Annotated in this window: 10 protein-coding genes and 1 pseudogene; 3 read left to right on the top strand and 8 right to left on the bottom strand. The window is 73.0% G+C overall.

The window, feature by feature from the left end; translation table 11 throughout:
* Positions 1 to 260: 260 nt before the first annotated feature.
* The 4 genes from infB to rimP form a co-directional block, all read right to left on the bottom strand.
* Positions 261 to 3,338: a translation initiation factor IF-2 gene (gene infB, locus CTZ28_RS44860; RefSeq protein ID WP_121895590.1), complete on the bottom strand. Its 3,078-nt coding sequence runs from the start codon at positions 3,336 to 3,338 to the stop codon at positions 261 to 263.
* Positions 3,339 to 3,501: 163 nt separating this feature from the next.
* Positions 3,502 to 3,783 carry a YlxR family protein gene (locus CTZ28_RS44855; RefSeq protein ID WP_121895588.1) on the bottom strand — a complete coding sequence of 94 codons (282 nt, stop codon included), beginning with the start codon at positions 3,781 to 3,783 and terminating at the stop codon, positions 3,502 to 3,504.
* Positions 3,784 to 3,896: 113 nt separating this feature from the next.
* Positions 3,897 to 4,883, bottom strand: coding sequence for a transcription termination factor NusA (nusA, locus tag CTZ28_RS44850; RefSeq protein WP_121895587.1), 987 nt, complete (start codon positions 4,881 to 4,883; stop codon positions 3,897 to 3,899).
* A gap of 2 nt (positions 4,884 to 4,885) precedes the next feature.
* Positions 4,886 to 5,443 carry a ribosome maturation factor RimP gene (rimP, locus tag CTZ28_RS44845; protein ID WP_121895585.1) on the bottom strand — a complete coding sequence of 186 codons (558 nt, stop codon included), beginning with the start codon at positions 5,441 to 5,443 and terminating at the stop codon, positions 4,886 to 4,888.
* A gap of 194 nt (positions 5,444 to 5,637) precedes the next feature.
* On the opposite strand from rimP, the gene CTZ28_RS44840 reads away from it, so the two are divergent.
* The 3 genes from CTZ28_RS44840 (at position 5,638) to CTZ28_RS44830 (ending at position 7,689) form a co-directional block, all read left to right on the top strand.
* A complete protein-coding gene (locus tag CTZ28_RS44840; RefSeq protein WP_121895583.1) occupies positions 5,638 to 6,168 on the top strand; it encodes a hypothetical protein in 531 nt (176 codons plus the stop codon).
* 58 nt (positions 6,169 to 6,226) lie between these two features.
* Positions 6,227 to 6,703 carry a ferritin-like domain-containing protein gene (locus CTZ28_RS44835; RefSeq protein ID WP_259472100.1) on the top strand — a complete coding sequence of 159 codons (477 nt, stop codon included), beginning with the start codon at positions 6,227 to 6,229 and terminating at the stop codon, positions 6,701 to 6,703.
* A gap of 83 nt (positions 6,704 to 6,786) precedes the next feature.
* A complete protein-coding gene (locus CTZ28_RS44830) occupies positions 6,787 to 7,689 on the top strand; it encodes an aminoglycoside phosphotransferase family protein (protein ID WP_121895580.1) in 903 nt (300 codons plus the stop codon).
* A gap of 149 nt (positions 7,690 to 7,838) precedes the next feature.
* On the opposite strand, the gene CTZ28_RS44825 is transcribed toward CTZ28_RS44830, so the two are convergent.
* The 4 genes and pseudogenes from CTZ28_RS44825 to CTZ28_RS44810 form a co-directional block, all read right to left on the bottom strand.
* On the bottom strand, positions 7,839 to 9,542 hold the full coding sequence (locus CTZ28_RS44825; protein ID WP_121895578.1) for a proline--tRNA ligase: 1,704 nt from the start codon (positions 9,540 to 9,542) through the stop codon (positions 7,839 to 7,841).
* Positions 9,543 to 9,583: 41 nt separating this feature from the next.
* Positions 9,584 to 10,153, bottom strand: a complete 570-nt coding sequence (locus CTZ28_RS44820) for a GNAT family N-acetyltransferase (protein ID WP_121895576.1) — start codon at positions 10,151 to 10,153, stop codon at positions 9,584 to 9,586.
* 164 nt (positions 10,154 to 10,317) lie between these two features.
* Entirely contained in the window at positions 10,318 to 11,166 is an 849-nt protein-coding gene (locus CTZ28_RS44815) for a GNAT family N-acetyltransferase (protein ID WP_121895574.1), read from the bottom strand.
* Positions 11,167 to 11,650: 484 nt separating this feature from the next.
* Positions 11,651 to 12,014, bottom strand: a pseudogene (locus CTZ28_RS44810) (flavodoxin-dependent (E)-4-hydroxy-3-methylbut-2-enyl-diphosphate synthase); the annotation flags it as partial.

The following is a 12,014-nucleotide window of genomic DNA, read 5'->3' as shown; positions in this document are numbered from 1 at the left end:
GACTGTCGGCCGAGCCCGCACGCCACGGGGCTCCGCCCCGGACCCCGGTTCCCCGCCGACCGAGTCCGGCCGGGTGGGCAAGGCCGTGGACCGGCCCAGCGCCCCCGGCCCTAGCCGGCGCCCGCCTACCCGGTCGGGTGGGTGGGGCGCGGCTGGAAGTCGGGGCCGAGTCCCGTGGCGCGGGTGCTCAGCCTGGGGAGAAAGGGGTGCCGGCCGGCGGGGCTCATGTCCCGCCGGCCAGCTTTTGTGGCCGTTGGCTGTTACACCCTCGGCTTCTCGCGCATCTCGTACGTCGCGATGACGTCGTCGATCTTGATGTCGTTGAAGTTGCCGAGGTTGATACCGCCCTCGAACCCTTCGCGGATCTCGGTGACGTCGTCCTTGAAGCGACGCAGCCCCTCGATGGTGAGGTTCTCCGCGACGACCTTGCCGTCACGCAGCAGGCGCGCCTTGGTGTTGCGCTTGACCTCGCCCGAGCGGATGAGCACACCGGCGATGTTGCCCAGCTTGGACGACTTGAAGACCTCGCGGATCTCCGCCGTACCGAGCTCGACCTCCTCGTACTCCGGCTTGAGCATGCCCTTGAGGGCCGCCTCGATCTCCTCGATCGCCTGGTAGATGACCGAGTAGTACCGGACGTCCACGCCCTCGCGCTCGGCCATCTGCTGCGCACGCCCGGCGGCGCGCACGTTGAAGCCGATCACGATGGCGTCGGAGCCCATCGCCAGGTCGATGTCGGACTCCGTGACCGCACCGACGCCGCGGTGCAGGACGCGGATGTCGACCTCTTCGCCGACGTCCAGCTGGAGCAGGGAGGATTCCAGAGCCTCGACCGATCCGGACGCATCGCCCTTGATGATCAGGTTCAGCTGCTGGACCTCGCCGGCCTTCAGCACCTTGTCCAGGTCCTCCAGGGACACGCGGCGCGTGCGCTTCGCGAAGGCAGCGTTGCGCTCGCGTGCGGCGCGCTTCTCCGCGATCTGGCGGGCCGTACGGTCCTCGTCGACCACGAGGAAGTTGTCACCGGCGCCCGGGACGTTGGTCAGACCCAGGACCTGGACCGGCGTGGACGGGCCGGCCTCGGCGACGTTGTTGCCGTTGTCGTCGAGCATGGCCCGGACACGGCCGTAGGCGTCGCCGACGACCATCGTGTCGCCCACGCGGAGCGTGCCTCGCTGGACGAGGACCGTCGACACGGCACCGCGGCCGCGGTCGAGCCGGGACTCGATCGAGATGCCCTGCGCGTCCTGGTTCGGGTTGGCCCGCAGGTCCAGGGCGGCGTCGGCGGTCAGGACGACCGCCTCCAGCAGGCTGTCGATGTGCAGGCCCTGCTTGGCGGAGATGTCGACGAACATCGTCTCGCCGCCGTACTCCTCGGCCACCAGGCCGTACTCGGTCAGCTGACCGCGCACCTTGGTCGGGTCCGCGCCCTCGACGTCGATCTTGTTGACCGCGACCACGATCGGCACGTCGGCCGCCTTGGCGTGGTTCAGGGCCTCGACCGTCTGCGGCATCACACCGTCGTTGGCCGCGACCACGAGGATCGCGATGTCCGTCGACTTCGCACCGCGGGCACGCATGGCGGTGAACGCCTCGTGACCCGGGGTGTCGATGAAGGTGATCGCCCGCTCTTCGCCGTTGACCTCGGTCGCGACCTGGTAGGCACCGATGTGCTGGGTGATGCCGCCGGCCTCGCCCGCGATGACGTTCGTCTTGCGGATGGCGTCGAGGAGCCGGGTCTTTCCGTGGTCGACGTGACCCATGACGGTGACGACCGGCGGGCGGACCACCAGGTCCTCCTCGGAACCCTCGTCCTCGCCGAACTCGATGTCGAAGGACTCCAGGAGCTCGCGGTCCTCCTCCTCCGGGCTGACGATCTGAACCGTGTAGTTCATCTCGCCGGCGAGGAGCAGCAGGGTCTCGTCGGAGACGGACTGCGTCGCGGTGACCATCTCGCCCAGGTTCATCATGACCGCGACGAGCGACGCCGGGTTGGCGTTGATCTTCTCCGCGAAGTCGGTGAGCGACGCGCCGCGGGAGAGACGGATGCTCTCGCCGTTGCCGCGCGGCAGCATCACGCCGCCGACGCTCGGCGCCTGCATGGCCTCGTACTCCTGGCGCCGCTGCCGCTTCGACTTGCGGCCACGACGCGCGGGACCGCCGGGACGGCCGAAGGCGCCCTGCGTGCCACCACGGCCACCGGGACCGCCGGGACGACCGCCGAAGCCGGGACGGCCACCGCCGCCACCGCCGCCGAAGCCGCCGCCACCACCGCCGCCACCACCGGGACGGCCGGCGAAGCCGCCGCCACCACCGGGACGACCGCCGCCACCGCCGCCGCCGGGACGGCCGGCGAAGCCGCCGCCACCGCCCGGACGACCGCCGCCACCGCCGCCGGGACGGCCGGCACCGGCCGGGCCGCGACCGCCGCCGGGGCCCGGACGCGGACCGGCAGCGGGACGCTGCGGCATCATGCCGGGGTTCGGACGCGGACCGCCGGGACCGCCGCCGGGACGCGGACCGCCCTGCGGACGGGGCATGCCGGCCGGGCTGGGCCGACCGGAGGAGCCGGAGTGGCCACCGGGAGCCTGCGGACGCGGACCGCCGCCCTGGCCGGGCGCCTGCGGACGGGGACCGCCGCCGGGACCGCCGGGACCCGGACGCCCGCCCTGCGGACGGGGCGCCTGCGGGCGCGCCATGCCGGTGGAGCCACCGGACGTGAAGGGGTTGTTGCCCGGTCGGGGACCGGCCGGACGAGAGCCCGGACGCTGGCCCTGGCCACCGGGGCGCGGTGCACCCTGACCCGGACGGGCCTGACCCTGGCCGGACGCGCCGGGACGGCCGCCGGGCTTGGGCCCGCCGGGGCGGGCGCCGGGACGCGGGCCCTGGGCGGCCGGGGACGGAGCCGGGGCCGACGGCGGAGCGGTGAACTCCGGCGTGGTGGGCGCCGCGGGGGCCGGACGAGGCGCGGGCTTCGGGCCCGGGCGCGGGCCGGGGGCCGACGCGGGGGCCGCCGACTGAGCCGGCGCGGGAGCCGGCGTGGCCGCGGGCTGCTGGGCCACGGGGGGCCTGGGGGCAGCCGGCTTCGGCGCAGCCGGACGTGCCGCCTGCGCCGGGGCGGGCGCGGCGGGCTTGGGGGTGGCCTTGCGCGGGGGCTTGGCGGCAGACCTGCCGTTGCCACCGCCCTGGAAGGCGTCGGTCAGCTTACGTACTACGGGCGCCTCGATCGTCGAGGACGCCGAACGGACGAATTCACCGAGTTCCTGGAGCTTGGCCATGACGACCTTGCTCTCGACACCGAACTCCTTGGCGAGTTCGTAGACCCGGACCTTAGCCACTTCGCTCCTTTGAGGTCCGGGTTGCGTCCGGACCGTCGCTAGTTCATGGGCGTACTCATCGCGTACTCATCGAGTGCTCATCGCAATCTCGACCTGCTTTCGACTCGCGAGGTACCGGGCCGCACGGGGTTCCGTACGGCACGTCTTTCCTTGCCGTGTTGCCTCAGCAACTGTGTGTCTGCTCGACGTACCGGCGCAACGCCATTACGTCGAGCGGTCCCGGGACGCGGAGCGCCCGCGGAAATGCCCGGCGGCGTACCGCCTGATCGAGACAGACCGGGACGGGGTGTACATATGCACCCCGGCCGGGCAGCGTACCGCGAGGGTCGGGGACACAGGCGTCCTCGACCGCCACGATGCGCAACAGTTCGATCTTGGCCGCTCGCTGCCTGCACCCCACACAGGTGCGCTCAGGGCATGCGCGGGCTGGCGTCCGGCCAGACACTGCTAAGTCTACCTCCCCGCACCGACCTCACCCCTACGGGGCAAAGATCGAACGGTTGTTGTCGTGTTCCAAGCCACCTGCGGCTTGGATCTATTCCCTCCGTCCGGGTGACTTCAGTCGGACGGCTGCTCGGTGTCCGGCCGGATGTCGATGCGCCAGCCCGTGAGCCGGGCCGCGAGCCGGGCGTTCTGTCCCTCTTTGCCGATCGCCAGTGACAGCTGGTAGTCGGGCACGGTCACCCGGGCGGACCGGGACATCATGTCCACGACCTCCACCTTGGAGACCCGCGCGGGCGACAGGGCGTTCGCCACCATCTCCGCCGGGTCGTCCGACCAGTCCACGATGTCGATCTTCTCGCCGTTCAGCTCGCCCATCACATTGCGCACCCGGCCGCCCATGGGGCCGATGCAGGCGCCCTTGGCGTTCAGGCCCGGACGGGTGGAACGGACAGCGATCTTGGTGCGGTGACCGGCCTCACGGGCGATCGCGGCGATCTCCACGGAGCCGTCGGCGATCTCCGGCACCTCCAGCGCGAAGAGCTTCTTCACCAGGTTGGGGTGCGTGCGCGAGAGGGTGACCGACGGTCCCCGCACGCCCTTCGCCACCCGGACGACATACGAGCGCAGCCGCGTGCCGTGCGCATACGTCTCGCCCGGCACCTGCTCCTGCACCGGCAGGATGGCCTCCAGCTTGCCGATGTCGACGAGCACGTTCTTCGGGTCGCGGCCCTGCTGCACCACGCCGGTGACGATGTCGCCCTCGCGGCCGGCGTACTCACCGAGCGTCGCGTCGTCCTCGGCGTCCCGCAGCCGTTGCAGGATGACCTGCTTGGCGGTGGTGGCGGCGATCCGGCCGAAGCCCGACGGGGTGTCGTCGAACTCGCGGGGCTCCTGGCCCTCTTCGAGGTCCGCCGGATCCTCCTTCGCCCACACGGTGACGTGCCCGGTCTCCCGGTTGAGCTCCACGCGCGCGTGCCGCCGGCTTCCCTCGGTGCGGTGGTAGGCGATGAGGAGGGCCGACTCGATCGCCTCGACCAGCAGGTCGAAGGAGATCTCCTTCTCCCGTACCAAGCCCCGCAGGGCGCTCATGTCGATGTCCACGGCTACGCCTCCTCTTCCTTCTTGTCGTTCTGGGGGGACTCGTCGTTCTGGGCGGAGTCGTCGTCCTGGGGAGACTTCTCGCTGTCCTTGCGGCTGAACTCGACCTGCACGCGTGCCTTGGCGATGTCGGGGAAGGCCAGTCTGCGCGCGGTGGGCCTGCGGCCCTTGACCCCGGGCACTTCGAGATCGAGGCCCGCCTCGTCCACCGCGAGGATCCGGGCCACCAGCTCACCGCCCTCGTGCAGCTGGAACTTCACCAGCCGGTCCGTGGCGCGCGCGTAGTGGCGGTGTTCGGTCAGGGCACGCTCCGCTCCCGGGGTACCCACCTCCAGGTCGTACGCGCCCGCGCCCATCGCGTCCGTCTCGTCGAGCTTCGCCGAGAGCGCGCGGCTCACATCGGCGATCCGGTCCAGGTCCGCACCGGTGTCGGAGTCGACGACGACACGCAGCACCCGCTTGCGTCCGACGGAGTCCACGGCGATCTCCTCGAGATCGAGGCCCTGGGACGTGACGAGCGGTTCCAGCAGTTCTCGCAGCCTCTCGCTCTGGGTGGTGCTCATCCGGGTGACTCCTCGGCCGCGTGTGCTGTTGTGGGATGGGTCGCGTGTCTGGTCAAAGGGTATCCGGTTGCGGGGGGTGTTGCCGTCCACCTGCGCACGAGCGGTGCCGATGGCCGGCACCGGGAAGGCACGCGGGTACGGTGATCACGAGCGTGCCCCCTTCTCGTCGTACGAGTTCCCCGAGGACGTCTGCCGTGCCCCTCTCCCCGTCGTCGCGCGCCCTGCCGGGGCCGCGGAGAAGAACCCTGCTCGCCTCGGCCGCCGGAGCGGTGCTCCTCGCGGGCTGCTCCGGCGGGGACGGGGATTCCGGCACCGCCGGCAGCGGTCCTTCGGTCGCCGAACGGGCACGCGCGCGTGCCGTCCGGGACAGCCGGGAGCTGGCGGCGCGGTACGACGCCGTGCTCGCCGCGCATCCGGCGCTGGCCGGGCGGTTGCGGCCGCTGCGGGCCGAGGTCGTGGCGCACGCGGCGGCGTTCGAGGAGGGGGCGGCTGCCCCGTCGCCGTCGGCCACCCCGACGGCCGCCGCGTCCGCCGCTCCGTCCGCCAGTGCCGCTCCGGCGAACGCCACGGAGGCACTACGGGGGCTCTCCCTCGCCGAACGCGACCTCGCCGACCGGCGGGCCAAGGCGCTGCTGGACGTCCCGGGCGAGCTGGCGCGGCTGCTGGCGTCGGTGGCGGCGGCCGGGGCGGCCCATGCGTATCTGCTGTCGGACGACGGCAAGTGAGCGGAACGACCGAGCGGGAGCGCCCGGCTCGCCGGGCAGCGCGGAAGGAGGACGCCGAGTGAGCGGAACGAAGGACGGCGGGCTCACGGCACTGCAGGCGGCGCTGGCCGCCGAGCACGCGGCCGTGTACGGGTACGGGGTGGTCGGCGGGCGGATCACCGCGGGGCGGCGGGCCGAGGCACGGGCGGCGTGGGACGCGCACCGGGCACAGCGGGACGCGCTGGCGCGCGAGGTGCGCGACCGGGGCGGTGAACCGGTCGCGGCGAGCGCCGCCTACGCGCTGCCGTTCCCGGTGCCGGACTCGACTGCCGCGGCGCGGCTCGCCGCCGAGCTGGAGGAGCGGGTCGCCGGTGTCTACTCCGACCTGGTGCGGGCGGTCGCGGGCACGCAGCGCGGCTCGGCCGCGGCGGCGCTGCGGGAAGCAGCGGTGCGCGCGGTGCGCTGGCGCGGGGAGAGCGTAACCTTCCCTGGTCTCGCCGAACGGGCCGGCGAGACGGCCGGGACCGGCCCGGCTCCGACGGCGCGGACGCCGTAGCCCCGTCCGGGCGGCTGACCGCGCGGGCGGGCGGACCGACGGGCGGCGCTACCGCCGTACAGCAGGAAGGGAACGACTCGCGCATGGCTTTCGAACCGCCGCGCCGCCTGGTGCGCGCGCTCGGTGAGACGGCACCGGACGGTGACGACTGGCTGGAGAAGCTGCCCGAGGCGGCCCGACAGGCCGTCGCGCTGCGCGAGTTGACCGTGGAGCGGGTGCAGGTGCCGGGCGGGCGCAGCAGCCTGGTCGTACTGGTGCGGCGCGCCGACGGGTACCCGGCCGTGCTGAAGCTGGCGCCGCGCCGGGCCCGGCCGGAGAGCGAGCGGGCGGCCCTCGCGCACTGGGGCGGGCTGGGTGCCGTCCAGTTGCTGGAGCCCTTCGTGGCCGAGGGCGAGCTGCTGCTGGAGCGGCTGCACCCGGATGTGTCGGTGCGCTCGCTGCCGGAGGCGCGGGCGTTGCTCGAGGCGGCGGGAACGCTGCGGCGGCTGTGGGTCGAGCCGCCCGGCGGTGCCGCCGCGCACCCCTTCGAGACGGTGGCCGAGCGGACCGGGCGGCAGGCGGCGGCGCTGCGGGCCGGGGCGGACGCCGAGGTGATGCCGCTGGTCGACGCGGCGCTCACGGCCCGCGACGAGCTGCTCGCGGCGCCGCCCGAGCAGCGGCTGCTGCACGGCACGTTCCGGCAGAGCAAGGTGCTCGCCGGGGAGCGGATGCCGTGGCTCGCGGTGGGACCGGACCCGGTGGTCGGCGAGTGCGCCTTCGACCTGGCCCGGCTGGTCCGGGACCGGGTGGAGGACCTGATCGCCTCCCCGTCGGGCTCGGCGACCACCCGCCGCCGGGTGAAGCGGCTCGCCGAGGCGCTGGACGTCGACCAGGACCGGCTGCGGGGCTGGGCCCTGTTCCGCGCGGTGGAATCCGGCCTGCGGGCCCGCCGGGTGGGCCGGGCCAAAGACGCCGAACTGCTCCTGGAGTTCGCGGCCTGGTTGTAGGGCCGGTGGCTAGCCGGGCAGTGGACGGTCCGCGCAAGCCGCCGGTGGCCCGTGGCGGTCATGAGGACCGGCCACGGACCACCGGCGGAGGCGGGCGACCCGCCGCGTGCTGTCTGCCCGGCGGGGCCGGCGAGATGCCGGGCGGGTGCTCAGCGGGACGTCAGGCGGGTGATCGCCTCGTCGATGGTCAGTTCCTCGCGGTGGCCGGTCCTGCGGTCCTTCAGTTCCAGGACGCCCTCGCCCACGCGGCGGCCCGCCACCAGGATGCTGGGTACGCCGATCAGCTCGGAGTCCGTGAACTTCACGCCCGGGGAGACCCCGGCCCGGTCGTCGACCAGGACGCGGAGGCCCGCGGCGGACAGCTTCCCGGAGACGTCGAGCGCCACCTCGGTCTGCAGGGCCTTGCCCGCGGCCACCACGTGCACATCGGCCGGGGCGACCTCCGCGGGCCAGCACAGGCCCTGCTCGTCGGCGGTCTGCTCGGCGAGGGCGGCGACCGCGCGGGAGACGCCGATGCCGTAGGACCCCATGGTCACGCGGACCGGCTTGCCGTTCTGGCCGAGGACGTCGAGCTTGAGGGCGTCGGCGTACTTGCGGCCCAGCTGGAAGATGTGGCCGATCTCGATGGCGCGGTCCAGCTTGAGGCCGGTGCCGCAGTTGGGGCACGGGTCGCCCTCCTGCACCACCACGACGTCTACGTACTCGTCCACCTCGAAGTCACGTCCCGCGACCACGTTCCTGGCGTGCACGTGCTCCTTGTTGGCGCCCGTGATCCACGCCGTGCCCGGTGCCACCCGCGGGTCGGCGATGTAGGTGACCTTCGCCAGGCCCTGCGGCCCGACGTAGCCGCGCACCAGGTCGGGGCGGCCCGTGAAGTCCTCGGCGGTGACCAACTCGACCGTGGCCGGGGCGAAGTGCGCCTCGACCTTGTCCATGTCGACCTCGCGGTCGCCCGGGACGCCGACGGCGACGATCTCGCCGTCGACCTTGACGAGGAGGTTCTTCAGGGTGGCGGAGGCCGGGACGCCGAGGGAGGCGGCCAGGGTCTCGATGGTCGGGGTGTCCGGGGTGGGGATCTCCTCGGCCGCGGGCACCAACGAGCCGTCCACCGGCTTGAGTTCGTAGCTGATCGCCTCGGTGTTTGCCGCGAAGTCACCGTTCGGGCAGTCCGCGAAGGTGTCCTCGCCGGCCCCGGCCGGGGCCAGGAACTCCTCGGACTTGGAGCCGCCCATGGCACCCGCGGTCGCGGCGCAGATCCGGTAGTCGAGGCCGAGGCGCTCGAAGATCCGCTGGTAGGCCTGCCGGTGCAGGGCGTAGGACTGCGCGAGGCCCGCGTCGTCCAGGTCGAAGGAGTACGAGTCCTTCATCAGGAACTCACGGCCGCGCAGGATGCCCGCGCGGGGCCGGGCCTCGTCACGGTACTTGTTCTGGATCTGGTAGAGGATGACCGGCAGGTCCTTGTAGGAGGACGCCTGGTCCTTCACCAGCAGGGTGAAGATCTCCTCGTGGGTCGGGCCGAGCAGATAGTCGCCGCCCTTGCGGTCCTGGAGGCGGAACAGCTCGGGGCCGTACTCGTCCCAGCGGCCGGTCGCCTCGTACGGCTCGCGCGGCAGCAGCGCGGGCAGCAGCACCTCCTGGGCGCCGATGGCGTCCATCTCCTCGCGGACGATGCGCTCCACGTTGGCGAGGACCCGCTTGCCGAGCGGCAGCCAGGACCACAGGCCGGCGGCGGTGCGGCGCACATAGCCGGCCCGGACGAGCAGCTTGTGGCTGAGGACCTCGGCGTCCGCCGGGTCGTCGCGCAGCGTCTTGGCCATCAACTGGGACATGCGCTGGACCGGTGCGTTCGCCATCGTTCTCGTACTCCTGCCGGGTAAGGGTGATGGCTAGGAGGTTAGCCGGGCGGTCGCCATGGCCGGAAATCCATTCCCGGCCCGCGGCGGCGCAGCGGCAGCGGAGCCCCCATGACCGCGTACGGCCTGGGGGCGCTGGGGAACAGGACCTGGCGGGCCAGGTCCTGGTAGCCGAGCGAGTGGTACAGGCCACGGGCCGGGCTGTCGGTGTCGATCGCGGAGAGGATCGACCGGGGCTCGGCGGCCCCGTCGGTGATGGTGGTGATCAGGGCGCGGCCGATGCCCCGGTTCTGGTGCCGCGGGTGCACATGCAACTCGGTGATCACGAAGGAGTCGTCGAGCCACTGGTCGTGGCCCTGCGCCCGCAGATACGGCTCCACGACGGTGGACCACCAGTGCGTGCGGTCGTTGGGCATGCCGTACACGAAGCCGACGAGCAGGCCCGCGACGGTCGCGCCGAAGGCGCGTGCACCCGGGTAGGTCATGTGCCGCAGGACGATGTGGCGGCGCACGGCGACCTCGTCGGCGCCCAGCCCGAAGGCGACGGCCTGGACGGCCAGGGCCTCGTCGACGTGGGCGGAGAGGTCCAAGGGGCCGATCACGAGGTCCATGGCCCGGAGCCTACAGGGGGGTTTCGGATGCCCGTGGGGCCGAGGTGTCGCTTGTGGCCGGGAGTGCGGCCCTCGCACGGCCGGGACGCCGTCCCGCTCCCGCCGGATCATCCGGCTCCGTCGGCTTCGTCGGCTCCGTCGGCTCCGTCGGAGAAGGACGCCTCTCAGAACAGGACGCTCATGAACGCGCCGACCTCCCGGAAGCCCACCCGCAGGTAGGTGCGCCTGGCCGGGGTGTTGAAGTCGTTGACGTACAGGCTCGCCACGGGAGCCACGTCCGCCAGTGCGTAGCGCAGCACCGCCGCCATGCCGGGGGCCGCGAGGCCCCGCCCCCGGTACTCGGGGGCCACCCACACGCCCTGGATCTGGCAGGCCCGGTCGGTCGCCGCGCCGATCTCCGCCTTGAACGCGACCCGGCCGTTCTCGTCGAGCCGGGCGAACGAGCGGCCGGAGCCGACGAGTTCGGCGACCCGGGCCTGGTAGAGCAGTCCGCCGTCGCCGGCCAGCGGGGAGATGCCGACTTCCTCGGTGAACATGGCCACGCAGGCCGGCATGATCGTCTCCATCTCGTCCTTGCGGATGCGGCGGACGTAGGGATCCGGGGCTATGTCGGCGGGCATGCGGTCGGTGACCATGAGCGGCTGGTGGGTGCGGACCTCGCGGGCCGGGCCCCAGTGCGGTTCGAGGAGGCGCCACAGCTGGGCGGTGGGTTCGGCGGGGCCGACGATGGAGGAGCAGCGGCGGCCGGCCCGGCGGGCCCGGTCGGCGAAGGCGCGCACGGCCCGCGGGGTGGCGCAGATCGGCACCAGGTTGGCGCCCGCGTAGCACAGGGAGGTGAGCATGCCGCCCTCGTACCAGCCCCACATCTCCCCGCCGAGCCGCCACGGGTCGAGGCCCGCGATCTGCACCCGGGAGGTCACAAACGCGTTCGCGACGGGCTCGCGGTCGAGGACGGCGAGCGCGGCGTCCAGGTCGCTCGGTTCGAGCACCCGAGAGGTGGTCTGGGTCAACACGTGCGGGCCTCACCCTGGGGGTTCTGCTGATCTCCGCACTGTACCCGCCGAATTTGTGCCGCGCCGCCCCACGGGGACGGTGCGCGGGGGGCGGTCGGCGGGCCATGGCTCCCGGGACGGCCGTGGCGGACCTGGATCTCAGGCGTGCGGCTCACGCCATGTGCCGCCGCGGTCACTCGTGAGCACGGGTTGGGGTCCGGTGGGCGAGCGGGCCGGTCCGCCCCGGGTCTGGGGCACAACTCGACGGCAGCGCCCGCTTGTTGCCGGGGTGGGCGGTGAAATCGCCGTCGGTCAGGCCGGGTTCGCCTTGTTCTCGATGAAGTCGTCGGACGAGAACGCGCCGCAGCCCGGGTGGGTGGAGCGACGGGAGATGTGCGGGCCCGGAGAGCGGCAGGCCGTACGGGTCGGGGCGCCGTGGCGCGAGCGCCGGGCGCCGCGGCGGGCGGCGCCGCGGCGGGATGACGGCCTGCCGCTCGGGGGCGGCTCAGCCGGCGACCGACACCGACGGCTCGCCGGACGCCACGCCGTCCGCCTCCATCTGCTCGGCGAGCTTCATGGCCTCCTCGATGAGCGTCTCGACGATCTTCGACTCGGGAACGGTCTTGATGACCTCGCCCTTCACGAAGATCTGCCCCTTGCCGTTGCCCGAGGCGACACCGAGATCGGCCTCCCGGGCCTCACCGGGACCATTGACCACACAACCCATGACGGCGACGCGCAACGGCACTTCCATGCCCTCCAGGCCGGCCGTGACCTCGTCCGCCAGCTTGTACACATCGACCTGGGCGCGCCCGCACGACGGGCACGAGACGATCTCCAGACGGCGCTGGCGCAGGTTCAGCGACTCC

Source organism: Streptomyces shenzhenensis (assembly GCF_003688995.1).
GTDB lineage: Bacteria > Actinomycetota > Actinomycetes > Streptomycetales > Streptomycetaceae > Streptomyces > Streptomyces shenzhenensis_A.
The sequence above is the reverse complement of the archived record's forward strand: the minus strand, read 5'-3'. Positions and strand labels throughout refer to the sequence as shown.

Coding starts and splice junctions, on each gene's coding strand:
- CTZ28_RS44825 (WP_121895578.1), bottom strand. CDS start 9,542: ATGGCGAACGCACCGGTCCAGCGCATGTCCCAGTTGATGGCCAAGACG.
- CTZ28_RS44820 (WP_121895576.1), bottom strand. CDS start 10,153: ATGGACCTCGTGATCGGCCCCTTGGACCTCTCCGCCCACGTCGACGAG.
- rimP (WP_121895585.1), bottom strand. CDS start 5,443: ATGAGCACCACCCAGAGCGAGAGGCTGCGAGAACTGCTGGAACCGCTC.
- CTZ28_RS44830 (WP_121895580.1), top strand. CDS start 6,787: ATGGCTTTCGAACCGCCGCGCCGCCTGGTGCGCGCGCTCGGTGAGACG.